The organism is Gilliamella apicola (assembly GCF_003202655.1).
In the GTDB taxonomy this organism is placed as follows: Bacteria; Pseudomonadota; Gammaproteobacteria; order Enterobacterales; family Orbaceae; genus Gilliamella; species Gilliamella apicola_R.
In genome coordinates this window covers 78,359-102,189 of sequence record NZ_QGLR01000017.1, presented here as the reverse complement: position 1 = coordinate 102,189, position 23,831 = coordinate 78,359, and the positions used below count along the sequence as shown (strand labels likewise).

Here is a 23,831-nt window from a genome sequence, read left to right as displayed (position 1 = left end):
TACTCCTATTCTAGGCAAACTACTCATTGATAATTAGCAAATAATTGCCAAAGTTCTTGGTTATTTTTAGCATGACGAATGCGCATCGCTCCCTCGTGAAATTCCAATAATTCATTTAATTGAGCGAGGGCTTTAAGATGTTTTTGCGGATTATTAGTGGCTAAAATCACAATTAAATCGACTTGCATATAACCGCAAATATCGATTTTTTCCGGTAATCTAAGCAGTGACATGGCCACTTGGTTCACGCCATCATCAATCCCAGCGTGAGCAATAATTAAGCCTTCAACTAACATAATGTAAGGTTGTTCAAATTGAATTTTATTGATCATTTTTTCAAGATAACAATATTCGATAAACTGATTGTTTAGTAATGGTTGAGCAGCTAATTGAATGGCCTCTTGCCAAGAGATATCAGATGTGTCTGCAATATTGATATGATCTTGTTGCATAAGATCAGCAAGAGCTGGTATCTCTTTTTGGGTGATCCGCAGTGGATTTTCAGTTAACTCATCATTATAAAGATAAGCAGTTAGCTCTTTTTGTAATGCCTTTCGATCATTAATTTTGCTAAATTTTTCAACAATTAACATCAGCTCTTCAATTTGAATAATACTTGGATCGATACCTTGTAATGTACCCATTACCTGATTACGAAACGCATTTTTATGTAGATTATTCAACGAAGGATTAACAATAAATAACAGTTTATCGGTTGCTAAATGGGAAGTTGAAAAAACAATATCATAGTAATGATTATACTTTTCGAACTCTCGTTTCGACATTGCATCGGAAAAATGGAGTTCCGGAAACAAAACTTGCAAGGTCAAATAAAGATAAGTTGACACCGTTGCACTATTTTCACAAACGACAATCGCTATTTTTTTCGTTTTAATCAGGTTGATTAAACCTTCACGAGTTAACCATCCACCAAATAACACCGTGATAAAAGCAATTTCTTCATCTGGCATACTGCAATGTAAAATTTTTTCAAAAGGAATAATGGCTTTTCGTACCATTTCGTGTAAATGACCAAATTCTTGCAATACGATGTCATAAACACTATTAATATTGGTGATGTGATAACGAATACGATAATAAGCCGGTTTCCAATGTTGATAAATACGTTCAATTAATTCATTTTTATCTTTAAATGTAATACAACTAATCTGCTGAAAATTATCAATGACTTCAATAGCACTTTCCAGTAATACCGCATCTAAGTGAAAATATTTATCTGATAAAGTTTGGATATTTGAACTCTGTACCAAAACCGTTAAAAAGACCTGTTCATTAATATCGATAATCCCAAATCGTTCAATCAATTTTTTCATCAATTGAAAATCTCGGCTATTAGTCACATCAAGATAATTTTCAGGTAAAATTTCAATTTTTTTATTGGTTTCAATTCGTTGTAATATAAAACAGATAAAATAAGTTAACTCTTGTAATTGTTCATCGGTAAAAATGATTTTTAATTTTTTTTCAATTTCGCTAAACACGATGCCAATATGTTCTAAACGACCTTGAGTGATAATATCGTTATATCTAAAGATTTTGTCTGCTATCGGTATGTGAATAATTCGACGAATTAAATTCAATAATAGATAACGTTTGTTAATTTCATTACCAACAATCCGATAACCATTTTCCCGATCATAAGTAACTTGTAAACAGTGTTGATCTATTACCGTTTGTGCTTTTTTTAAATCATTAACTACAGTATTTTGGCTAACGGTAAGTGATGAAGAGAGATGAATCAAAGATAATCGTTCAATACGAGTTAACAAAAAAAATAACAATAAATGAACTCTTTCATCTTCTGAATAAATATATCTTCCTATGGCTTGCGAAACTGGCTCGGTGCGAAACGTTTCAATGACTATCTTGGGTACACTAAATTTTCCAGTTTTGAAACGTTTAATCAATTCAAGATTAGAAGATTCAAGAAAATCATTAATCTTTTTAATGGTATAACTTAGTTGTTTACGAGTTAATCCGAATTTAGATTGCAGCTCAACGCCACTCATACTTGGATTTTGAATTAATGCATTTAATACAGCATGAATTCTTTTATCAACTACCATAAAATTATATGCCTCTTGCTCGCTATCGGCTGATAACGAGCATTTCCATTAGTCTTTGTAAAAATTCATTCAGTTTTTATGTTAGATTTATTGTTCAACGATATTCTGATGCGATTCTTTTCGCAGTTCCCGTGCATAAAAGAAGTAACCTACACACCAGTAAATAGCTAAAAATAATGGTAAGAAGTAGCCTTGTAAGCATTGCCAAATAAATGAAAATGCATAAGTGAAAATTGGTGCATCAATACAACTATTGGAAATTAATTGGTTTGTTGGAATATTAATTGCTTTAGTCGCCAATCCTAAATCAGTAATAATTGGTGCAAATTGTGTTCCTACAAATAGAAAAAATGGGACACCGATTATTGCCAAAATCACCATTCTTAGTGTGTTGCCTTTGGTCAAAATATAAGCTGGCACTACGAGGGCGATATTGATAATACCGGCAAAAGGTAAAATTTTATTACCTGGAAGAATAACCGACCAAATTAAAGTGAACGGAATAGCCACAATTACCGTAAACCAAATTTCGCTTGCTCCGCCCATAAATGGCCAATCCAAACCGACAAACAATTTTCGACCAGCAAACCTTTTGTTCATATAATCGCTGATCGCCTCAGAAATAGGCGATAACGCCTGCATAAATAATTTAGAAATCATTGGAAACAACATTAATGCTGTCGCCGCTTGTACACCAAGAGTTAAGGTAGCAGGGACATCATAATCAGCAATGAGGCCAAAAGTAACGCCAAGTAAAAAACCTATCACATGATTTTCTGCAAAAATACCTAATTTAGATCTTAGTGTTGCGGCATCCATTGGTTTATTTAATGCTGGGATTTTGCGGAGTAATAAATCAAATGGATAATAAATTGCACTAAAAAATAACATTCTATGAGTACAAGTCACACCAGGTATACCAGTTAATTTTTCAATTCTTTGTTGATTAATATCACCTGAATTAAGTTCTAATATGATTTGCAAAGTGGCAATAAGAAACGCAAGAATAAGCGCAATCAGTCCGCCTACAATAGGTGTGGCGACAGCTACCACAATAAAAGCCGTAAAAATTTTGCCCCATACATTCCATAAATCGGCATTGAAGGTATTAGTTTTTTTAAACACCAGCATTAAAATATTGACGCCAACTTGCAAAGGGAACATCAAAAATGCATAAGGCCATGCCCAAGATACATTAGCCATGGTTGTCCAACCACCGTCGACAATACTTAATTCAATGCCTGTTCGTTCCATCATCGTTTGTGCCGCAGAGCCTATTGCACCAACCATAAAGGCAATCAACATACTCATACCAACAAATGCGACGCCTAAGGTAATGGCTGCTGATATACCATCACGCAATTTCATTCGTACTATCAAGCCAGCAATTAACATGATGATGGGTACAAAAACTGGAGCGCCTAAATTCAAAATATAATTGATAACTGTTCCAAGAAAATCCATAATTACGCTCCTATTTGCAGGCATCTATAATTTTTTGTAGTTCTAAATCCATATTTATTCCGGTTAAAAATGCAATGCCATTAATGACTGGAATTGGATACTCCTTCTCAATTTTGGTTATCGCGATATACGCCGCACTACTTTTAATATGAGTATCAACCGATTTGAGATCGACAACTTCGATTTTGATGTCATTAAGATTTTTTTCTTTTAGTAGACGTGTAACCTTACTTGCAACCGTTTGTGATGTAGCCACTCCACTACCACACGCAACAATGATTTTTTTCATAATGCCTCCTTATAGATGGATGTTTGACGTTAACAAAGTAAAAATTTCATGTTGAGTTTTTGCCTGATTAAGGGCGTCCAAAAAACATGAATTAACAAAGCTGGACATTAATTTTTGCAACAAGTCGATATGCCCATCCTTTTGATTAAATCCGAGCAAAAAGATAAAATTAACGTCTAAAACATGATCATTATTTGCCATTTCACGCCATGGAATCGTTCCTTTTACCCGCGTAAAAAAGATAAAAGGACGAATAACATGTTCAATATCAGTATGAGGAATAGCCACCACATATGGTTCTGTAGGTAAGGCAGTAGGAAATGTTGATTCTCTTTGTTTTATGGCTTCTAAAAATGAATGATTAACGTAACCACCATTTTTCAAAATAGGAAAAGTAAATTCAAAAAATTGGTCGCTATCGGCGAAGTCTTTATCTAATAGAATTAACTCATTAAAAAACATTTGATCTTTAGAATCATTCCCCATTTTATCCTCCATCATGTCATTAACAAATTTCAAAAGTTTGTTAATTCACTGTTGTTAATTCACTATTGCTAATTAAATCGTTTCTTAATTAATGTTGGTGATTTTAGGAAATTAAGATGCAGGAGACGAATGAATTTGATACCAAATAATATCCATGATATTGCACATCATATGGAGAATTTTGGATAGTTATACCAAACAATGGAATGCTCTTTTGAGGATATAACGTGATGAGAAATGATCGGTGGTTCTGCCCTAAATAAATATTTAAGGCAGAATCATAGTAAATTAATTTTTAAAGGAGTGAATTGGAGCAGGAATACGCCCACCACGTTGGATGAAATCACATGAGCTAAATTTATTAACTGGCATAACTGGCGCATGTCCAAGTAAACCACCAAATTCAATATTATCGCCGACGGTTAATCCAACGGCAGGAATAATCCGGACTGCGGTAGTTTTATGGTTGATTACCCCTATTGCGGCTTCATCAGCAATAATCGCTGATATGGTTTCAGCTGTTGTATCGCCAGGAATGGCAATCATATCTAGACCGACCGAGCAAACACATGTCATCGCTTCTAGTTTTTCCAAATTAAGGGCACCGTTATTTACTGCATCAATCATACCTGCGTCCTCTGATACCGGAATAAACGCACCACTTAATCCACCAACATGACCACATGCCATTACGCCGCCCTTTTTCACCGCATCATTAAGCATCGCTAGTGCAGCGGTAGTTCCATGTGTTCCAACAACTTCTAGTCCCATTTCCTCTAAAATATGCGCCACCGAATCACCAATAGCCGGTGTTGGTGCTAAAGATAAATCAACAATCCCAAATTTAACGCCTAAACGTTCTGATGCCTCTTTACCCACTAATTGTCCCATACGGGTTATTTTAAAAGCTGTCTTTTTGATGGTTTCAGCAACCACATCAAATGGTTGGCCTTTCACTTTTTCAAGAGCTCGTTTAACCACGCCTGGTCCACTAACCCCAACATTAATGACACAGTCTGCTTCGCCGACACCATGAAAAGCCCCTGCCATAAATGGATTATCTTCAACAGCATTGGCAAATACCACCAATTTAGCGCAAGCCATACTACTATTATCGGCAGTTAACGCTGCGGCTTCTTTGATGATTTGTCCCATCTGCTTTACTGCATCCATATTAATGCCGGTTTGTGTAGAACCAACATTGACTGATGCACAGACTCGTTCTGTTTGCGCGAGGGCTTGCGGTATTGATTTGATCAATATTTCATCACCCTTATGATAACCTTTTTGCACTAAAGCAGAAAAGCCACCAATAAAGTTCACGCCAACCGCTTTTGCCGCATCATCTAACGTTTTGGCGAACGCAACATAATCTTTATCATTACTTGCCCCAGCAATGAGTGACATAGGAGTAACAGAAATACGTTTATTTATAATAGGTATACCAAATTCAGAAGTGATTTGCTCACCAACTTTGACTAAATTTTTTGCTAGTCGGGTAATTTTATCGTAAATTTTTTGACGGGCCTTCTCACCATCACTATCAATACAATCAAGAAGAGATATACCCATGGTTATTGTGCGGATATCGAGCTTTTCTTCCTCTATCATTTTAATTGTTTCGAGGATCTGTTTTGTTTCCATTAGTTCTATCCTTTCATAAAAATATAAATTTGAGTTTACAAACGGTGCATTGCATCAAAAATTTCTTCTCGTTGTAGATTCACTTTAACTTTTAGTTGTTCACCGGTATTAATTAAAGCATTTTTAACTTCATCAAACGATACACTAATTTTAGATAAATCAAGTAACATAATCATAGTAAAATACTCATCCATGATAGTTTGACTAACATCTAAAATATTAATATTTAACTCATATAGCTTTTGACTTACACCTGCAATAATACCAGTTTGATCCTTTCCTATTACCGTTAAAATTGTTTTCATTACACACTCCGCACGAATTTTATACAATTAAAAAAAATTTATTGAGTTGTTTATAATAACACCTTCAAAAATTATCGAAATAGGAGTAGATTGTTTTTTTAATCAAAATAAAAAACAAAAAGATAAAATGAAAGGGCGTTATTATGGTGAATTTTCAAAAATCCAATAAATTGGATCATGTTTGTTATGACATTCGTGGACCAATTCTTGATCATGCAAAAAAGCTTGAAGAAGAAGGTCAAACCATTCTTAAACTTAATATTGGAAATCCCGCCCCCTTCGGTTTTACTGCGCCAGATGAACTATTAGTAGATGTTATTCGTAACCTACCGACATCACAAGGATATTGTGATTCAAAAGGTCTTTATTCTGCTCGTAAAGCGATTATGCAGCATTATCAATCCAGAGGAATTACCAATTTGGATGTAGAAGATATCTATATTGGTAATGGTGTTTCTGAGTTAATTGTTCAATCAATGCAAGCATTACTTAATAGTGGTGATGAAATATTAGTACCAATGCCTGATTATCCACTTTGGACTGCAGCCGTTAGTTTATCTGGTGGTAACGCAGTTCACTATCTTTGTGATGAAGAAGCTAATTGGTCACCTGATTTACAAGATATCAAACAAAAAATTACCCCTAAAACCAAAGGGATTGTGATTATTAACCCAAACAATCCTACTGGCGCGGTGTATAGTAAAGAAATTTTACTCGAAATTGCCGAAATCGCCCGACAAAATAATTTAATCATTTTTGCAGACGAAATTTACGATAAAATTTTATATGATGATGCTGTACATCATTCAATAGCAGCTTTAGCTCCGGATCTGTTTGTCATTACCATGAGTGGTTTATCAAAAACGTACCGAGTTGCTGGTTTTAGACAAGGTTGGATGGCACTTTGTGGACCAAAGCAACATGTTAAAGGTTATATTGAAGGGCTAAACATGTTAGCTTCAATGCGTCTATGCGCTAATGTACCATTGCAACATGCAATTCAAGGCGCATTAGGTGGCTATCAAAGTATTAACGAATTTATTGTACCTGGTGGACGACTCTATGACCAATGTATGTTGGCTTGGCAACTATTAAATGATATTCCGGGTGTCTCTTGTACTAAACCACAAGGTGCTTTATATCTTTTCCCTAAACTTGATCAGAAAAAATTTAATATTCATAGTGATCAAAAATTAGTTTTAGACTTTTTGTTACAAGAAAAAGTATTGTTAGTTCAAGGAAGTGGATTTAACTGGCATAAGCCAGATCATGTCAGAATTGTCGCATTACCTCACACCGGTGAATTGCAAGATGCCATTGGCCGTTTTGCTAATTTCTTATCTAGCTACAAACAATAATTGAATATTTAGTTACCAATAAAAAAGCGCCTTAAACGGCGCTTTATAAACAAATTATTTAAACTAATTTATTTTTTTAGCTCAGCTAATCTGTTACGAATATTTTGAGCACGTTTTTCTGATGATGGGTGACTACTTAAAATTGATGAATCACCACCACCTAATTTATCAAATGCAGTTGCAAGACCTGCTGGGTTGATTTTTTTCTTAACTAAATAATCGAAAGAGAAATTATCAGCTTCTTGTTCTTGTGCTTGAGAGAATTGAGCATTGATAACTTTTTCAGCTAATGCGCCGATAGTAGAACTAGATAATGAAGCAACTGTTGCATTACCTGACGCCGCTGCTGCATCACGAGCAATTTCTGCTGCGTAAGCAACTTGCATTGCTTTTTTACTGTGACCTAATGCTACGTGACCTAATTCATGACCTAAAACGCCTTTGATTTCATTATCAGTCATCATATCCATTAAGCCACTATAAACACGTACGCAACCGTTAGCCATTGCCCATGCGTTAACATCTTTAGTAATATATACTTTATAGTTAACTGGAGTACCATTTATATTATTACCAAGAGATTTAGCAATTTTATTTAAACGTTTAGTATAAGCGCTTTTAGCTGGAGCAATTTTTGATTCAGCATCCATTTGTGCACATGATTGTTGACTTAATGATTTTACATCATTATCACTTAACGTTGCTGCTTTCAAACCTTTCAAGCCTAGACTAGTTAAATCGTCAGCACTCATATTTTTACAGCCAACTAATGACATAGCTGCAACTAAAGGTAGTGCAACAAGTAATGTTTTTTGATGTCTTTTCATAATCCTTTCCTTTTTTTAACATAATTTACTTTTTTCTAACTTAACGTTAGATACGGAGAATTTTAACGCAACTTTTATAATAATCAACAAATAATTTCTTGATTAGTCATGAGTAGCACTTTAGACTAGTCCCTCATTTTTTGAGGAACATAAATATGCAACTGTCAGATTTTGATTTTACCCTCCCCAAAGAACTGATTGCAAAATATCCATCAGAAACAAGAAGTTCGTGCCGATTATTATCACTCAACCGCCATACGGGACAGATTGAAGATAAAATTTTTACTGATATTATTGATTACATTAATCAAGGTGATTTACTTATTTTTAATAATACTAAGGTGATTCCTGCCCGGTTATATGGCAAAAAAGCATCAGGTGGAAAAATCGAAATATTGATTGAACGCTTGTTAGAAGATAATCGTGCTCTTGCTCATATAAAAGCATCTAAATCACCTAAAGTTGGTGCTGAACTCATTTTAGGTGAAGAGAACAATATTAGCGTTACCATGTTGGCTCGCCATGATACTTTATTTGAATTGCAGTTTCCCGATGATGTACTTAACATCCTAAATGAAATTGGCCATATACCTTTACCACCTTATATAGATCGACCTGATGAGGCACAAGATCGTGAGGTATATCAAACTGTCTATAGTAAAGTACCCGGTGCAGTTGCTGCACCAACAGCAGGTCTTCATTTTGATCAACCTTTATTAGAAAAGCTTAAAAACAAAGGGGTCGAAATGGAATTTGTCACGTTACATGTCGGCGCAGGGACATTCCAACCGGTAAGAGTGGAAAATATTGAAACACACATTATGCATGCTGAATATGCTCAAGTGCCAGACTCTGTTGTTAAAGCGGTTTTAGAATGCAAAGCTAGAGGCAATAAAGTGATTGCTGTTGGTACCACATCTGTCAGAGCGTTGGAAAGCGCAGCCAAACCGACGGGTAAAATTGCGCCATTTTTTGATGATACTCAAATATTTATTTATCCCGGTTTTGATTTTAAGGTAATTGACGCGCTTATCACTAATTTTCATTTACCAGAATCAACTTTAATTATGCTGGTTTCTGCATTTGCTGGTTATGAAAATACCATGCAAGCTTATCAACATGCTGTCAGCCAAAAATATCAATTTTTTAGTTATGGCGATGCTATGCTAATTACTAATAGTTGATAATCTATAGCCAATAAATTTCATCTAAATTTATTGGCTAACAGATTAAAAAACTAATGATGACTTAACCTGTCAGTAATATTAGCTATACGTTTCATGGTTGTTGGATGAGAAGTGGGTTGATTTTTGGCATGAATTGGCATTTTAATTAGCATATTGACCAATCCGATTGCATCTAAATTTTTGCTAACTAACAAATCAAAAGCATAATTATCCGCTTCAATCTCAAATTGCTGTGAAGTTTCTTCTTTTACGACAATCACCAGTTCGCTTGCTTTATCCGTAATTTCGATATAAGGAGCTTGGCGAATCATACTTATTCCATGTTTTAGTGCAATGTGAGCCTGTTCATGTGCAATGACTGCCTGTAACTCATTATCTTCAAGTAAAGTCATCAATCCACTATTTATCCGGATACAACCATTAACTGTAGACCATGCATTAGGTTCACTATCAAAATAAACTTGATAATTTAATTCAATATTATTGATTTTTTGCGGTAAATTTTGGGTTAAGTTAGATAATCGTTTACTAAGAAAATTATAATCAGGAGCAATAATCGCGCGCTTGTCATTTTCGACACAAGCTTGTTGGCTAATGGCAAAAATGTCATTATCAGATAATTGTTTTATTTGTTCAGATGAAACTCTGGTTGGCGGTATTTTATTTTGATTTTGACATCCGCATACCATTAACATCAGTAAACATGAAAACAATAAAATAATATTTTTCAAATCTTCCAAAATCCTTACAAATATTGTCTATTAAGGCTAAGCACGATAAACTAATCATCGTAATTATATGATACGATAACGTAATATATCAATAAAATGCGCCAAACTGTTTATTTGGTCGCAAGAGGTCAATATAAAAAATGAAATTTGAGTTAGATAACACTGACGGCTTAGCCCGTCGCGGACGTATGAAATTTGATCGTCGTGGAGTTGAATATGTAGTTGAAACACCTGCTTTTATGCCGGTTGGTACTTACGGCACAGTAAAAGGGATGACGCCTGAAGAAGTTAAAGCCACTGGCGCACAAATCTTATTAGGTAATACTTTCCATCTATGGTTAAGACCTGGACAGGAGATTATGCGCAAACATGGCGACCTACATGACTTTATGCAATGGCCTGGACCAATCTTAACTGATTCAGGTGGATTTCAAGTTTTTAGTCTTGGTGATATTCGCAAAATTAAAGAAGAAGGGGTCTATTTCCGTAATCCTATTAATGGCGATTCAATTTTTTTATCACCTGAAATTTCAATGGAAATCCAATATGACCTTGGTTCCGACATTGTGATGATTTTTGATGAATGTGCCCCTTTTCCTGCAAAATGGGACTACGTCAAAAAATCAATGGAGATGTCATTACGTTGGGCTAAACGCAGTCGCCAACGCTTTGACGACCTTGGTAATAAAAATGCCTTATTTGGCATTGTACAAGGTGGTATACACCAAGAATTACGTGATATTTCAATTAAAGGATTAACTGAAATTGGCTTTGATGGTTACGCTGTCGGTGGTCTTGCAGTTGGTGAACCTAAAGCGGATATGCATCGAATATTAGAAGGTACCTGTCCACAACTACCCGCTGATAAACCTCGTTATTTAATGGGCGTAGGTAAACCAGAAGATTTGGTTGAAGGCGTACGTCGTGGTATCGATATGTTCGACTGTGTAATGCCTACTCGAAATGCTCGTAATGGTCATTTATTTGTTACTAATGGCGTGATCAAAATTCGTAATGCCAAATATAAAGACGATACGACACCACTTGATCCAGATTGTGATTGTTATACTTGTAAAAACTATACTAAGTCTTATCTTCATCATCTAGATAAATGTGGTGAAATTTTAGGCGCTCGTTTAAACACCATACATAACTTACGCTATTACCAGCGCTTGATGGCTGAAATACGTGAAGCTGTAGCCAATAAACGATATGAAGAGTTTGTCAGCGAATTCTACCTAAGAATCGGTAAAACGCCCGCTCCATTAGCAAAATAAACAAGACCTAATAAATTTTGCAAGTAAACTATTGACACATTAACGTTAGCGCAGTATTATGCGCTTCCTAACGGCGAGTAGCGCAGCTTGGTAGCGCAACTGGTTTGGGACCAGTGGGTCGGAGGTTCGAATCCTCTCTCGCCGACCACTCTTTTGTTTCATAAAGATGTAACACCATTTCTTATTGACCAACCAGTGATTTTTATTCATAAATAATTACCAACACTAACTCCGTAATTTTCTTAATGTTTGATTATATTGTTTTTAATACCAATTATAATTAATTACCATCTTCAACTTTACCAAAAAATCTCGCAACATAAATGCCTATCAATTCATTACAATTTGGACATCTAATAATTTTTATCATACCTCTTTTTTTATTACAGTAATTATTCAATTTATTACAGTAATCACGCCATGGTACACGTTTAGGAATATTAATAAAATACATGGATGTATAGATCTCATCATCACAAACAAGAGCTATATACTTATTATGACAATGACGGCAAAAAGCATATTGCAAACGAGCGATAACTGCGCTAGAAAAATCCTCATCGGTGTAACTATCATCTTTTATTTTCTGGTCTAATTCTTTTAAATTTATATCTTTGTTAGTCCAAAATAGACAATGTGTTTGATAAGCATCATATTCCTTTTTTAAAGGAATAGTAGCTAATCGCGCGTTTACTTTAAAAATTGCTAATCGTGTATCTGCGCCATTTTGTAGCATTTCAATGAGTTGTTTAGACGTATACCTTCCCATTGGTAGATTAGCCCAGTTTTCTGGCATAATAAGGTCGTTGATTAATGTTGTTTCCTCTTTTATTAAATCGTCTTCAGGAAATATATAGAAGAATTCAATCTCTTCTGCTTTTATTAATTTCATGGTCTTACCTCATTAACAAGTTCGAATCCTCTCTTGCTAATTACTTTATTTGTTTCATAACGACGTGATGACGTGATATCTTTTTCATTGACTAATTAGTAATTTGGGTTTTTATCCATAAATAATCACCAACGCTAACTCCTTGATTTTAATAGTGTTTGATTGTGTTGTTTTTAATACCAATTATAATTAATTACCATCTTCAACTTTATCAAAAAATCTCGCAACATAAATGCCTATCAATTCATTACAATTTGGGCATCTACCAATTTCTATCATATCTAATTTTTTATCACTGTATTCTCTAAATGATACATGTTTAGCAACTGCAATAGGAATATATAGGAACATATAGATATCATCATCACAAACAAGAGCCATATATTTATTGCGACAATGACGACAAAAAGCATATTGCACATGAGCGATAACTGCGCTACGAAAATCTTCATCGGTGTAACTATCATCTTTTATTTTCTGGTCTAATTCTTTTAAATTAATATCTTTGTTGGTCCAAAATAGGCAGTGTGTTTGATAAGCATCATAATTATCTTTTAGAGGAGGGCGTATATTTATCCCCAAAATGGCTAATCGTGTATCCGTGCCATTTTGCAACGTTTCAATAAGTTGTTCTGAGGTATATCCCCCCAATCGTCGATTAAAACAATTTTGGCTCTCTGGTATAACAAGGTTGTTGATTAATGTTGTTTCCTCTTTTATTAAATCGTCTTCAGGGAATATATAGAAGAATTCAATCTCTTCTACTTTTATTAATTTCATGGTCTTACCTCATTAACAAGTTCGAATCCTCTCTTGCTAATTACTTTATTTGTTTCATAACGACGTGATGACGTGATACCTTTTTCATTGACTAATTAGTAATTTAGGTTTTTATCCATAAATAATTACCAACGCTAACTTATTGATTTTACCAGGATTTGATTGTGTTGTTTTTAATACCAATTATAATTAATTACCATCTTCAACTTTATCAAAAAATCTTAAAACAAAAAGACCTATAAATTCATTACAATTTGGACATCTAACAATTTTTATCATACCTGTCTTGTTATAATAGTAATCTTGGTATGATATATGTTTAGCGAGAGCAATAGGAAAATACATATACATATAGATCACATCATCACAAACAAGAGCTATATATTTATTGTGACAATGACGGCAAAAAGCATATTGCACATGAGCGATAACTGCGCTACGAAAATCCTCATCGGTGTAACTATCATCTTTTATTTTCTGGTCTAATTCTTTTAAATTAATATCTTTGTTGGTCCAAAATAGGCTGTGTGTTTGATAAGCATCATAACCATCTTTTAAAGGAAGAGGTAATTGCGTGTTTATCCTAAAAATTGCTAATCGTGTATCCGTGCCATTTTGCAGAGTTTCAATGAGTTGTTTAGACGTATACCTTCCCATTGGTAGATTAACCCTATTTTCTGGCATAATAGGGTTGTTGATTAATGTTGTTTCTTCTTTTACTAAATCGTCTTCAGGGAATATATAGAAGAATTCAATCTCTTCTGCTTTTATTAGTTTCATCATCTCTTTCCATTAATAAGTTCGAATAGTCCCTTGCTAATTACCTTTTTTGTCCCATAACGAAGTGACACCCTTTTTCATTGACTAATTAGTAATTTGGGTTTTTATCCATAAATAATTACCAACACTAACTCCTTATTTTCGTAAGGTTTGATTATATTGTTTTTAATACCAATTATAATTAATTACCATCTTCAACTTTATCAAAAAATCTTAAAACAAAAAGACCTATAAATTCATTACAATTTGGACACCTAATCGTTTTTATCATATCTATTTTTTTATAATAGTTATCGCTCAATGGTATATGTTTAGGAATATACATGGACATATAGATTTCTTTATCACAAACAAGAGCTATATATTTATTGCGACAATGACGACAAAAAGCATATTGCACATGAGCGATAACTGCGCTACGAAAATCCTCATCGGTGTAACTATCATCTTTTATTTTCTGGTCTAATTCTTTTAAATTGATATCTTTGTTGGTCCAAAATAGGCAGTGTGTTTGATAAGCATCATATTCCTTTTTTAAAGGAATAGTTGCTAATCGCGCGTTTACTTTAAAAATTGCTAATCGTGTATCCGTGCCATTTTGCAACGTTTCAATAAGTTGTTTTGAGGCATATCCCCCCATTCGTCGATTAAAACAATTTTGGCTCTCCGGTATAACAAGGTTGTTGATTAATATTGTTTCCTCTTTTATTAAATCGTCTTCAGGGAATATATAGAAGAATTCAATCTCTTCTACTTTTATTAATTTCATGGTTTCACCCCATTAATAAGTTCGAGTCCTCTCTTGTTAATTACTTTATTTGTTTCATAACAACGTGATGATGTGATACCCTTTTTCATTAACTAATTAGTAATTTTGGTTTTTATCCATAAATAATTACCAACACTAACCCCTTAATTTTCCTAATGTTTTATTATATTGTTTTTAATACCAATTATAATTAATTACCATCTTCAACTTTATCAAAAAATCTTAAAACAAAAAGACCTATAAATTCATTACAATTTGGACACCTAATCGTTTTTATCATATCTATTTTTTTATAATAGTTATCGCTTAATGGTACGCGTCTAGGAATATACATGTACATATAGATCTCATCATCACAAACAAGAGCTATATATTTATTGTGACAATGACGACAAAAAACATATTGCACTTTAGCGATAACTGCGTTACAAAAATCCTCATCGGTGTAACTATCATCTTTTATTTTCTGGTCTAATTCTTTTAAATTAATATCTTTGTTGGTCCAAAATAGGCAGTGTGTTTGATAAGCATCATATTCCTTTTTTAAAGGAATAGTTGCTAATCGCGCGTTTACTTTAAAAATTGCTAGTCGTGTATCCGTGCCATTTTGCAACGTTTCAATAAGTTGTTTAGACTCATACCTTCCCATTAGTCTATTAACTCGATTGTGTGGAATAACAAGGCTGTTGATTAATGTTGTTTCCTCTTTTATTAAATCGTCTTCAGGGAATATATAGAAAAATTCAATCTCTTCTGCTTTTATTCGTTTCATCATCTCTTTCCATCAATAAGTCCTAATAGTCTCTTGCTAAATACTTTTTTGTCCCATAACGACGTGATACCCTTTTTCATTGACTAATTAATAATTTTGGTTTTCTTCTATTTATAATTACAAACTTTGATTTCGCCACTTTCATAATGTTTTATTACATTTTTTTAATAGCAGATTTTCTTCTTTATTAAAAAATCTTACTACAATGATACCTAAGGATTCATTACAATTTGGACATCTAAGCGTTTTTGTCATATGAATTTTTTTTACAAAGTAATCACTATAGGATTTATGTTTAGCCAAAGCTATAGGAAAATACATTAACTCATATATCTCAGGATCATAAGCAAGAGCTAAATATTTATTTAGACAATTACGATGGCAAAATACATATTGCAAACGAGTGATAATTGCACTATGAAAATCTTCATCGGTGTAACTATCCTCCCTTATTTTCTGATCTAATTCCTTTAAATTAATATCTTTGTTGGTCCAAAATAGGCAACGAGTTTCATAAGCATAAAAAAAATCTTTTATAGAATGAACCTTTCGTATGCTTTTTGTATAAATTGCTAATCGTGTATCAGTGCCATTTTGCAGCGTTTTAATAAGTTTCTCAGGTACATACTTACCCATTGGGAGATTTTGAAAATCTGGGCTCTTAGGTAAAGTAAGGTTATTGATTAATGTTGTTTCCTCTTTTATTAAATCATCCTCGGGGAATATATAGAAGAATTCAATCTCTTCTGCTTTTACTAGTTTCATCGTCTCTTTCCATTAATAAGTTCGAATTCTCTTTTGCCAACGAATTTTATGAGGGGCGCTTCATTTTGAGTAGGTTTTTTATTATCTCACTATTGTGTAAATTTAAACTTAGAGTATCCTTTAACACAATGACTTTTATGGTTAAATTACAAGCTATCTCGTGAATAAATGGTAGGTTTTAGTGTTGATAATTCGAAATTTGAATTGTCCTTTCTATCGGTTAATTTATTCAATAATAAGTTACCAATATACTCGCCTTTTCTCTTCGACGGTAGCGAAATCGTCGTGAGAGACGGAATACTTACTTGACTAAATTCACTATCACCAAAGCCACAAACAGCTAATTGGTAGGGAACTCGAATATGTCGTCTTTGACATTCATAGAGCACACCACACGCCAACTCATCGGTAGTACAAACTAATGCATCTATTTCAGGCCAGTTCAACAAGATATCAGGTAACAATGCACTACCAGTGCTAAAATTAGCCGGTTTTGCCGGATTAATTATTCTATGTGTTGGCAAATGATTGTTTAACATAGCTTTATGCCAACCATGTAACCTTTGTTGAAAAACATGACATTGGTGGTCAGCACAAAGTAAACCAATATGGCGATAACCTTTTTTTATTACATGTTCAGTCAACATACACATTGCTAAACTATCATCCACTTCGATATGTATATTTGCCACTTCATCATACGACTTACCAATATTGAAAGTAGGAATCGTTTTATTGTTTAATATATTTTCAATAAAATCATCATCTTCAATATAAAAGAGTAATATCGCTTCAAGATTATTGCTATAGATAGTCTCCAACAGTTGTGATTCACGCTTATAGAAAGAGTAAGATTCAAAGATAATTGTGGTATAGCCTTCTTTAAGTAAATAGGCTTGCAGTGCATTGAGTGCGATTCGTGTGGAATCTTCATAAATTTTTGTAGTAATGACCGCAATAACTTTATTGGCAGAAGCTGAGGCTAGCAAACTAGCGGCAATGTTAGGTTTATAACCTAATGTCTCAACGGCTAGTTGAATTTTTTGACGCAGTTTATCCGATACTTTATCTGGCGTTCGCAATGCTCGCGAAACCGTCATGGTACCAACACCAGCATATTTAGCGACGTCAAATAAAGTGGTTTGACCTGTACTCCTGCGTTTTTTTGTATCCGACATATTCGATCTCAAGTAAAACTAACCAGTAGTTAAATTTATACTCCTAAATTTAATAAAACCAATAATTACAATATGTTAAATCATTAACTAAAAGAGTTAAGCATAAAACGAGAACATTATAATATTATGCTATGCAAATTTTTTTCAACTATATATCAAAAATGCTACCCAAATCACAAAATTGAAAAATTGTTGATGAAAAAATGATAGCGCTATCACATTTTTATTTTTTTTAAATTATTATTGTTAGCCAATGTGTTAATTTTCTATTATCGTAATATTGACAATATACCAAATCGGTTTTCGGAGGAAAAATGTTAAATCAATGGTTAACTAGTCAAACTGTAAAAACTATTGATTCAGTCCAAGATTGGAAAGAAGCAATAAAAATTTGTGCAGCCCCTTTACTGAATAACAATTCAATCTCTTCTAACTATATTGACGCTATTTTTCAATTACATGAATCAATTGGTCCTTACTATGTATTAGCTCCTGGCATTGCTATGCCGCATGCTCGACCAGAACAAGGAGTAAACAAATTGGGGTTATCAATGTTACTTGTCAAAAATGGCGTTAATTTCAATTCAGAAGAAAATGATCCTGTTTATTTAATTACTTTATTGGCCGCTAGTGATAGTACGAGTCATATCGAATTGTTAACCCAATTAGCAACACTGTTCGCCGAAACAGAAGATATTCAGACAATTTTCAATGCAAAAAATAGTGACGAAATTTTAACAGTGATCAATCGTTATTAAATCAAATTAAACTAATAAAAGGATAAATAATATGAAAATTATGGCAGTTTGTGGTTCAGGTCTTGGTAGTAGTTTCATGGTAGAAATGAATATCAAAAAAGTCCTCAAAAAATTAAATATTGATGCAGAGGTAACACATGCTGATCTTGCTTCTGCAACACCAGAACAAGCAGATCTTTTTGTGATGACTAAAGATTTGGCGGCAAGTTCTGGCATTCCGCAAGATAAATTGGTGGTTTTAAATAATATCATTGATATCAACGATTTAGAAGAAAAACTCGTTGAGCACTTCAACAAAGCCTAATTATGAGGTATTGCTATGATTCAAGAAGTAATTAAATTCGTTGTTGATATCTTAAAAGTGCCAGCAATACTTGTTGGTCTAATTGCCATGGTTGGTTTATTAGCACAACGAAAATCATTCACTGATACAGTAAAAGGAACGGTTAAAACAATTTTAGGATTTTTAGTATTGGGTGGTGGTGCAACGGTTTTAATCAGCGCAATTACGCCTTTAGGATTAATGTTTGAGCAGGCATTTAAACTTCAAGGTATCATACCTAATAATGAAGCTATCGTTTCAATGGCACTGAATGAATATGGTACCGCAACAGCATTAATTATGGCTTTCGGTATGGTTGCCAATATTGTGGTTGCCAGATTCACCTGCTTAAAATATATTTTTCTAACCGGCCATCATACTTTTTATATGGCATGCATGATCAGTATTATTTTAACCGTTGCTGGATTTGAAGGTTGGCAATTAGTATTTACTGGTTCATTAGTTCTAGGCTTGATCATGGCATTCTTCCCAGCTTTAGCTCAACCACAAATGCGTAAAATAACTGGAAACAATGATGTTGCATTTGGTCACTTTGGTACATTAGGTTATGTATTAGCTGGTTGGCTGGGTTGTGCTTTTGGTAAAGGTTCTCGTTCTACTGAGGAGATGAATTTACCGAAAAATTTAAGTTTTTTACGTGATAGTTCAATCTCTATCTCATTAACTATGATGATTATCTACTTAATTCTAGCAATATTTGCCGGTCCCGAGTATATTCAAGCAAACCTAAGTAATGGCGATAATTATTTAGTTTATGCGATTATTGAAGCCATCACATTTGCGGCAGGTGTATTTATTATTCTTCAAGGGGTTAGACTTATTTTAGCCGAAATTGTCCCAGCATTTACTGGTTTTTCAGAAAAATTAGTACCCAATGCAAAACCTGCCTTAGACTGCCCGGTTGTTTTCCCTTATGCACCAAATGCAGTATTGATTGGTTTTTTATTTAGTTTTCTTGGTGGATTAGTCGGATTATTTGTACTAGGACAGCTAAACGCCGTGCTTATTTTACCTGGTGTTGTCCCTCATTTCTTCTGTGGTGCAACTGCTGGGGTATTCGGTAACGCAATGGGTGGCCGTCTCGGTGCAATGCTTGGTGCATTTGCCAATGGTTTATTAGTTACCTTCTTACCAGTACTTTTATTACCTGTTTTAGGATCACTTGGTTTTTCTAATACAACTTTCTCAGATGTAGATTTTTGTGGTGTTGGGATTATCCTTGGCAACATGGCAAAATGGTTCAATAAAGATATTATTATGGGTATCTTCATTGCTATTTTTGCTCTATTAGTTGTACATAATGCGTTAACAAAACCTAAACAAGATAAAGAATAAAAATAAGTTATTATTTTTATAAAGGCCAGACTTGCTAGTCTGGCAATTTTATCCCTTCATCACGCTACAACATAGTCAATCAATTATCGGTAATAAAGTTTATTCAATATACATGACTTGCTAATAGGTTTAAAATCATTGAACAAATGTGGTTTTTTAAAGGAATAAATAATGACCAATAGTTTAAATGCTACGATTGATGTCAATCAACATCTTTGTTTAGTGCCAGCAAATAATCAATATGCATCAGATATTTATGAAGTTATTGTAGCCAATAGGGAGAACTTTAGCCAATTTATGGCTTGGCCTAAATTTGTGAAAAACCAAGCTGATACCATTCTATTTTTAGATTCTTGTTGGGTAAAACATCAACAGAATGAAAGCAAAACCTATATCATTTTATTAAAAGGTCACGCTATTGGTTTACTCTCTTTTAATCAGATTGATAAAAATAACAAAACAGCTTATATCGGTTATTGGTTAGATGGTTCAATGCAAGGTAATGGAGTAATGACCGAGGCGCTCAATGCATTAATAAAGCATTATGCTATGCAAAAAATAATTAGACGATTTGTTATTAAGTGTACTGTTTATAATGAGAAAAGTAATGCTTTAGCCAAACGCTGTGGTTTTAGTTATGAAGGTACACTAAAACAAGCTGAATATATTAATGAAACTTTTCATGATCAAAATATTTATGGTTTGATTGTCGATTAAGTTTAATTATTTGTTGATAAAAAACCGACCTAGTGAAGAGCCCCCATAAAGTCGGTTTTCATTAATAATTCGTTAATAATCAAAATGAAATATTATTTGATCGCAAAATAACCGTAGGTGATTAAACCTGAAACAATAATAATTGAAGATATCGCAATCATATACTTGGTTTTGAATTGATATTTCTTCACTTCACCAAGTGAAAGTTCAATATGTTTATTTTTATTATCAAAATAGTAATAAAGAGGCAAACCAATCAAGGTTAACACAATTGAGGCAATCCCATTTACAGTTTGATGAACTAACATACCATATATAACATAACCTGCACCTAAAATAGCGACCATAGGAATAACTGGATAACCAATTACTTTATAAGGTCTTGGTGTATCAGCAAATTTTTTCCTAGCGATAATTACCCCAATAAAGGTTAACAAATAGAATACCCAAATGGAAAACATTGAAATTTCAGATAAACGATCAGCATCAAGTAGGGTTGAATAAAGAAAGGAAAACACAACTAAGATAATAATTGCATTCACTGGTGAACGGCTATCGTCATCAATGGTACTTAAGAATTTTGCTCCAATAATGGTTCCTCGCTCTCCCATACTAAAGATGGTTCGAGATAATGTCATGATATAACCATTAATACCACCAAGAATTGAAACCATAATACCAACAGCAACTAAATTACCACCTAAATGGCCAAACATGCGCTGTGAAGCAACTGCTGATGCATCATGCCCAAGCGTAACCATTTCTTGTACCGGAAATATCTTGAACAGCGCAATATTAATACAAGCATAAACAATAACTAAAAATATTATGCCTAAAATAATTGCTTTAGGTAATACTTTTGATGGATTACGAATTTCACCGGCAACCGATGCAACTTGTGCCCAGCCATCATATGCAAATAGCGTTGCCAATATTGCGACTGCAAATGGCGCATAAGTTTCAATACCTTGACCACTAGCACTAAATAGTGCAACTTGCCCATTACCTTTCCATAATCCAAAAATTGCTAACAACAAGATTGGGACCAGCTTACAAAAAGTAGCAATCGTTTGCAGATATCCTGCTTGCTTTACGCCAATTGAATTAATACAGGCAATAAACCCCAAAACACCAGCACTTACCGCCATACGATAGGCATCATTGATAGCAAATAACAAACAAAATACTGAGCTAAAATAACCGACCAAGGCTCCGACTAATGATGGCGCAAAAAGGACGGTGATCATCCAACCATAAAGATGAGAAACTTTAGCTCCATAAATTTTCTCTAAATAAACTAGCATGCCCCCTGTTTTCGGGAACATAACACCAAGTTCACATAGGGTTAAACCACCACAAATTGAAAAAACACCACCAATGATCCAAGCTAACAACGCAAAGTTATAATCACCAGCGACTTCTAATACTGCTGGTGGTTTCATAAATGCACCTGCGCCTAAGACCATTCCAACAACTAGTGATAATGCAGAAACTAAACCAAGATCTTTCCGCAAATTATTCTCTAAATTGTGTTCAGACATAAATAACCTCTTAAACTGATCAATAAAGCAAAACAAAATTTTTCTATAATAGGGTTTTATTTATAAAACACAAGCGAGATTAATTTTAAACTGAAAAAAGCCTGCTGATTAGTAATGACAGTTAATAAAAAAGTCAGCATAAAGCTGACTTTCAATGAGTTAATTAATAATTACTATTTTTTCTTCATTTTCATATCAATAACCATACGACCACGAATTTTACCAGCTTTCATTTCGTCAATCATATCATTGATATCTTCAAGTGGGCGTTTTTCAACTATTGGTACCACTTTACCTTCGGCACTAAAACGAAATGCTTCCGCTAAATCTTCTCGAGTACCAACTAATGAACCGAGAACTTGAATACCATCTAGAACTGTTTTAGGGATACTTAAATCCATTGTTTCAGAAGGTAGACCCAAAGCAACAACGCGACCTAATGGGCGTACAGAACCAATAGCCTGATTAAATGCGGTTTTAGTCACTGAAGTGACAACTGCACCATGAACGCCACCACCAGTATGCTCTTTAATATAGGCTCCGACATCAGCTACTTTTTTAGGATTAACCACTAAATCAGCACCCAGTTTTTTACATAACTCTAACTGGCTATCACTGTTACTAATTGCTACCACTTTATTGTTAAAAACATTTTTACCATATTCGATAGCCAAGGTACCTAGTCCACCAATACCAAATACTGCTAGCCATTGCCCCGGTTTAGTGTCAGCGACTTTAATGCCTTTATAAGTGGTTACCCCAGCACAAGTCACACTGGTGGCTTGAGCTGGATCTAAGCCATCTGGCACTTTTACCGCATAATCAGCTTTAACAATACATTGCTCAGCCATACCACCATCAACGCTATAACCCGAATTTAATGCACTACGACAAAATGTTTCGTTACCAGAAATACAATATTCACAAGTACCACAACCAGCATGGAACCACGCGATACTAACACGATCACCAACTTTTAAGCTTTTTACATCAGGGGCAATTTTAGTCACAATCCCCACACCTTCATGACCAATTACTCGGCCAGGTTTTTTACCGAAATCTCCCGCTGCAACATGAAGATCGGTATGACACAACCCACAATATTCAACCTCAACTAAAGCTTCCCCAGCCTCTAATGGACGAACAGGAATATCTTTAATTTCGACTTGACCATCGCATTCTTGTCTAATAACTGCAGCTTTCATCTGTTTCTCCTAAAATAATGACAATTTAAAAATACAGCTGATGCTATTTTAGCCTATTTATTGAGAAAAAATATGCGTTATTTCACATTTATCAATAAAAATGAGAATTATTTTTCATTTTCTCCCTATTCGTAGTTATTAAATTTCAACAACAAGTAAAAAACAGATAATTAATAGTTGTAAGGATCCACCAATTAACCTCATAACTAAATATATAACTAAATATATAACTAAAAGTAATATAAATATGCGATATCGGCATTTCTCATCTTTACCAAAAATTTTTATAGTTAACGCTTAAATATTTTCAATATTTATAAATATCTAAAATGTGGTGGCAA

At 33.9% G+C, this 23,831-nt stretch carries 24 protein-coding genes and 1 tRNA gene; 8 read left to right on the top strand and 17 right to left on the bottom strand.

From position 1 onward, the window contains the following. Positions 1-23: 23 nt before the first annotated feature. The 6 genes from DKK70_RS15000 to DKK70_RS14975 all read right to left on the bottom strand — a co-directional run bounded on the left by DKK70_RS15000 (position 24) and on the right by DKK70_RS14975 (position 6,275). Positions 24-2,087: a BglG family transcription antiterminator gene (locus DKK70_RS15000; protein WP_110434712.1), complete on the bottom strand. Its 2,064-nt coding sequence runs from the start codon at positions 2,085-2,087 to the stop codon at positions 24-26. A gap of 87 nt (positions 2,088-2,174) precedes the next feature. Next, complete coding sequence (locus tag DKK70_RS14995) at positions 2,175-3,551, bottom strand: PTS galactitol transporter subunit IIC (protein ID WP_110434711.1); 1,377 nt, start codon at positions 3,549-3,551, stop codon at positions 2,175-2,177. A gap of 10 nt (positions 3,552-3,561) precedes the next feature. Continuing rightward, positions 3,562-3,840 (bottom strand): PTS sugar transporter subunit IIB, encoded by a 279-nt coding sequence (locus DKK70_RS14990; protein ID WP_110434710.1) that lies wholly within the window; start codon positions 3,838-3,840, stop codon positions 3,562-3,564. Positions 3,841-3,849: 9 nt separating this feature from the next. Next, entirely contained in the window at positions 3,850-4,326 is a 477-nt protein-coding gene (locus DKK70_RS14985; protein ID WP_181416026.1) for a PTS sugar transporter subunit IIA, read from the bottom strand. Positions 4,327-4,614: 288 nt separating this feature from the next. Continuing rightward, on the bottom strand, positions 4,615-5,970 hold the full coding sequence (locus DKK70_RS14980) for a PFL family protein (protein WP_065652062.1): 1,356 nt from the start codon (positions 5,968-5,970) through the stop codon (positions 4,615-4,617). A gap of 35 nt (positions 5,971-6,005) precedes the next feature. Then, positions 6,006-6,275: an ACT domain-containing protein gene (locus tag DKK70_RS14975; RefSeq protein WP_110434708.1), complete on the bottom strand. Its 270-nt coding sequence runs from the start codon at positions 6,273-6,275 to the stop codon at positions 6,006-6,008. Positions 6,276-6,418: 143 nt separating this feature from the next. Here DKK70_RS14975 and DKK70_RS14970 point away from each other — a divergent pair, with 143 nt between their 5' ends. After that, complete coding sequence (locus DKK70_RS14970; RefSeq protein ID WP_110424461.1) at positions 6,419-7,633, top strand: pyridoxal phosphate-dependent aminotransferase; 1,215 nt, start codon at positions 6,419-6,421, stop codon at positions 7,631-7,633. A gap of 68 nt (positions 7,634-7,701) precedes the next feature. Here the strand turns inward: DKK70_RS14970 and DKK70_RS14965 are convergent, their stop codons facing one another. Then, entirely contained in the window at positions 7,702-8,460 is a 759-nt protein-coding gene (locus tag DKK70_RS14965; protein WP_110434707.1) for a metalloprotease LoiP, read from the bottom strand. Positions 8,461-8,615: 155 nt separating this feature from the next. Between DKK70_RS14965 and queA the strand changes: the two genes are divergently transcribed. After that, positions 8,616-9,644: a tRNA preQ1(34) S-adenosylmethionine ribosyltransferase-isomerase QueA gene (gene queA, locus DKK70_RS14960; RefSeq protein ID WP_110434706.1), complete on the top strand. Its 1,029-nt coding sequence runs from the start codon at positions 8,616-8,618 to the stop codon at positions 9,642-9,644. Positions 9,645-9,697: 53 nt separating this feature from the next. Here the strand turns inward: queA and DKK70_RS14955 are convergent, their stop codons facing one another. Continuing rightward, complete coding sequence (locus DKK70_RS14955) at positions 9,698-10,378, bottom strand: M48 family metalloprotease (RefSeq protein ID WP_146210888.1); 681 nt, start codon at positions 10,376-10,378, stop codon at positions 9,698-9,700. A 140-nt stretch (positions 10,379-10,518) separates the two neighbouring features. On the opposite strand from DKK70_RS14955, the gene tgt reads away from it, so the two are divergent. Further along, on the top strand, positions 10,519-11,655 hold the full coding sequence (gene tgt, locus DKK70_RS14950) for a tRNA guanosine(34) transglycosylase Tgt (RefSeq protein WP_110434704.1): 1,137 nt from the start codon (positions 10,519-10,521) through the stop codon (positions 11,653-11,655). A 71-nt stretch (positions 11,656-11,726) separates the two neighbouring features. Continuing rightward, positions 11,727-11,803 (top strand) — tRNA-Pro (locus DKK70_RS14945). 132 nt (positions 11,804-11,935) lie between these two features. On the opposite strand, the gene DKK70_RS14940 is transcribed toward DKK70_RS14945, so the two are convergent. The 7 genes from DKK70_RS14940 to DKK70_RS14910 all read right to left on the bottom strand — a co-directional run bounded on the left by DKK70_RS14940 (position 11,936) and on the right by DKK70_RS14910 (position 17,591). Next, positions 11,936-12,547: a hypothetical protein gene (locus DKK70_RS14940; RefSeq protein ID WP_110434703.1), complete on the bottom strand. Its 612-nt coding sequence runs from the start codon at positions 12,545-12,547 to the stop codon at positions 11,936-11,938. Positions 12,548-12,736: 189 nt separating this feature from the next. Next, the gene (locus DKK70_RS14935; RefSeq protein WP_110434702.1) at positions 12,737-13,327 is read right to left on the bottom strand and encodes a hypothetical protein; all 591 of its coding nucleotides are present in this window, start codon (positions 13,325-13,327) and stop codon (positions 12,737-12,739) included. 189 nt (positions 13,328-13,516) lie between these two features. Continuing rightward, complete coding sequence (locus DKK70_RS14930) at positions 13,517-14,110, bottom strand: hypothetical protein (RefSeq protein WP_146210887.1); 594 nt, start codon at positions 14,108-14,110, stop codon at positions 13,517-13,519. Between the two features lie 178 nt (positions 14,111-14,288). Further along, positions 14,289-14,876, bottom strand: coding sequence for a hypothetical protein (locus tag DKK70_RS14925; RefSeq protein ID WP_110434700.1), 588 nt, complete (start codon positions 14,874-14,876; stop codon positions 14,289-14,291). Positions 14,877-15,066: 190 nt separating this feature from the next. Beyond that, complete coding sequence (locus DKK70_RS14920) at positions 15,067-15,651, bottom strand: hypothetical protein (RefSeq protein WP_146210886.1); 585 nt, start codon at positions 15,649-15,651, stop codon at positions 15,067-15,069. Between the two features lie 138 nt (positions 15,652-15,789). Then, the gene (locus DKK70_RS14915) at positions 15,790-16,413 is read right to left on the bottom strand and encodes a hypothetical protein (RefSeq protein WP_110434698.1); all 624 of its coding nucleotides are present in this window, start codon (positions 16,411-16,413) and stop codon (positions 15,790-15,792) included. Between the two features lie 146 nt (positions 16,414-16,559). After that, positions 16,560-17,591 (bottom strand): LacI family DNA-binding transcriptional regulator, encoded by a 1,032-nt coding sequence (locus tag DKK70_RS14910; RefSeq protein ID WP_110434697.1) that lies wholly within the window; start codon positions 17,589-17,591, stop codon positions 16,560-16,562. 314 nt (positions 17,592-17,905) lie between these two features. Here DKK70_RS14910 and DKK70_RS14905 point away from each other — a divergent pair, with 314 nt between their 5' ends. The 4 genes from DKK70_RS14905 to rimL all read left to right on the top strand — a co-directional run bounded on the left by DKK70_RS14905 (position 17,906) and on the right by rimL (position 20,744). Beyond that, positions 17,906-18,349: a PTS sugar transporter subunit IIA gene (locus DKK70_RS14905; RefSeq protein WP_110434696.1), complete on the top strand. Its 444-nt coding sequence runs from the start codon at positions 17,906-17,908 to the stop codon at positions 18,347-18,349. Between the two features lie 31 nt (positions 18,350-18,380). Further along, the gene (locus DKK70_RS14900; protein ID WP_110434695.1) at positions 18,381-18,653 is read left to right on the top strand and encodes a PTS sugar transporter subunit IIB; all 273 of its coding nucleotides are present in this window, start codon (positions 18,381-18,383) and stop codon (positions 18,651-18,653) included. Between the two features lie 15 nt (positions 18,654-18,668). Then, a complete protein-coding gene (locus DKK70_RS14895; RefSeq protein WP_110434694.1) occupies positions 18,669-20,027 on the top strand; it encodes a PTS ascorbate transporter subunit IIC in 1,359 nt (452 codons plus the stop codon). A gap of 171 nt (positions 20,028-20,198) precedes the next feature. Next, complete coding sequence (rimL, locus tag DKK70_RS14890; protein WP_110434693.1) at positions 20,199-20,744, top strand: 50S ribosomal protein L7/L12-serine acetyltransferase; 546 nt, start codon at positions 20,199-20,201, stop codon at positions 20,742-20,744. A gap of 92 nt (positions 20,745-20,836) precedes the next feature. Here rimL and DKK70_RS14885 read toward each other — a convergent pair whose 3' ends face one another. Together DKK70_RS14885 and adhP are read right to left on the bottom strand one after the other, a co-directional pair. Next, positions 20,837-22,285, bottom strand: a complete 1,449-nt coding sequence (locus DKK70_RS14885; RefSeq protein ID WP_110434692.1) for an APC family permease — start codon at positions 22,283-22,285, stop codon at positions 20,837-20,839. Between the two features lie 173 nt (positions 22,286-22,458). Beyond that, positions 22,459-23,490 (bottom strand): alcohol dehydrogenase AdhP, encoded by a 1,032-nt coding sequence (gene adhP, locus DKK70_RS14880; protein WP_110434691.1) that lies wholly within the window; start codon positions 23,488-23,490, stop codon positions 22,459-22,461. Positions 23,491-23,831 lie beyond the last annotated feature (341 nt).

Excerpts from the sequence above, each read along its gene's own strand:
- DKK70_RS15000 (WP_110434712.1), bottom strand. The coding sequence starts at position 2,087 with ATGGTAGTTGATAAAAGAATTCATGCTGTATTAAATGCATTAATTCAA.
- DKK70_RS14995 (WP_110434711.1), bottom strand. The coding sequence starts at position 3,551 with ATGGATTTTCTTGGAACAGTTATCAATTATATTTTGAATTTAGGCGCT.
- DKK70_RS14990 (WP_110434710.1), bottom strand. The coding sequence starts at position 3,840 with ATGAAAAAAATCATTGTTGCGTGTGGTAGTGGAGTGGCTACATCACAA.
- DKK70_RS14985 (WP_181416026.1), bottom strand. The coding sequence starts at position 4,326 with ATGGGGAATGATTCTAAAGATCAAATGTTTTTTAATGAGTTAATTCTA.
- DKK70_RS14980 (WP_065652062.1), bottom strand. The coding sequence starts at position 5,970 with ATGGAAACAAAACAGATCCTCGAAACAATTAAAATGATAGAGGAAGAA.
- DKK70_RS14975 (WP_110434708.1), bottom strand. The coding sequence starts at position 6,275 with ATGAAAACAATTTTAACGGTAATAGGAAAGGATCAAACTGGTATTATT.
- DKK70_RS14970 (WP_110424461.1), top strand. The coding sequence starts at position 6,419 with ATGGTGAATTTTCAAAAATCCAATAAATTGGATCATGTTTGTTATGAC.
- DKK70_RS14965 (WP_110434707.1), bottom strand. The coding sequence starts at position 8,460 with ATGAAAAGACATCAAAAAACATTACTTGTTGCACTACCTTTAGTTGCA.
- queA (WP_110434706.1), top strand. The coding sequence starts at position 8,616 with ATGCAACTGTCAGATTTTGATTTTACCCTCCCCAAAGAACTGATTGCA.
- tgt (WP_110434704.1), top strand. The coding sequence starts at position 10,519 with ATGAAATTTGAGTTAGATAACACTGACGGCTTAGCCCGTCGCGGACGT.
- DKK70_RS14940 (WP_110434703.1), bottom strand. The coding sequence starts at position 12,547 with ATGAAATTAATAAAAGCAGAAGAGATTGAATTCTTCTATATATTTCCT.
- DKK70_RS14935 (WP_110434702.1), bottom strand. The coding sequence starts at position 13,327 with ATGAAATTAATAAAAGTAGAAGAGATTGAATTCTTCTATATATTCCCT.
- DKK70_RS14930 (WP_146210887.1), bottom strand. The coding sequence starts at position 14,110 with ATGATGAAACTAATAAAAGCAGAAGAGATTGAATTCTTCTATATATTC.
- DKK70_RS14925 (WP_110434700.1), bottom strand. The coding sequence starts at position 14,876 with ATGAAATTAATAAAAGTAGAAGAGATTGAATTCTTCTATATATTCCCT.
- DKK70_RS14920 (WP_146210886.1), bottom strand. The coding sequence starts at position 15,651 with ATGATGAAACGAATAAAAGCAGAAGAGATTGAATTTTTCTATATATTC.
- DKK70_RS14915 (WP_110434698.1), bottom strand. The coding sequence starts at position 16,413 with ATGAAACTAGTAAAAGCAGAAGAGATTGAATTCTTCTATATATTCCCC.
- DKK70_RS14910 (WP_110434697.1), bottom strand. The coding sequence starts at position 17,591 with ATGTCGGATACAAAAAAACGCAGGAGTACAGGTCAAACCACTTTATTT.
- DKK70_RS14905 (WP_110434696.1), top strand. The coding sequence starts at position 17,906 with ATGTTAAATCAATGGTTAACTAGTCAAACTGTAAAAACTATTGATTCA.
- DKK70_RS14900 (WP_110434695.1), top strand. The coding sequence starts at position 18,381 with ATGAAAATTATGGCAGTTTGTGGTTCAGGTCTTGGTAGTAGTTTCATG.
- DKK70_RS14895 (WP_110434694.1), top strand. The coding sequence starts at position 18,669 with ATGATTCAAGAAGTAATTAAATTCGTTGTTGATATCTTAAAAGTGCCA.
- rimL (WP_110434693.1), top strand. The coding sequence starts at position 20,199 with ATGACCAATAGTTTAAATGCTACGATTGATGTCAATCAACATCTTTGT.
- DKK70_RS14885 (WP_110434692.1), bottom strand. The coding sequence starts at position 22,285 with ATGTCTGAACACAATTTAGAGAATAATTTGCGGAAAGATCTTGGTTTA.
- adhP (WP_110434691.1), bottom strand. The coding sequence starts at position 23,490 with ATGAAAGCTGCAGTTATTAGACAAGAATGCGATGGTCAAGTCGAAATT.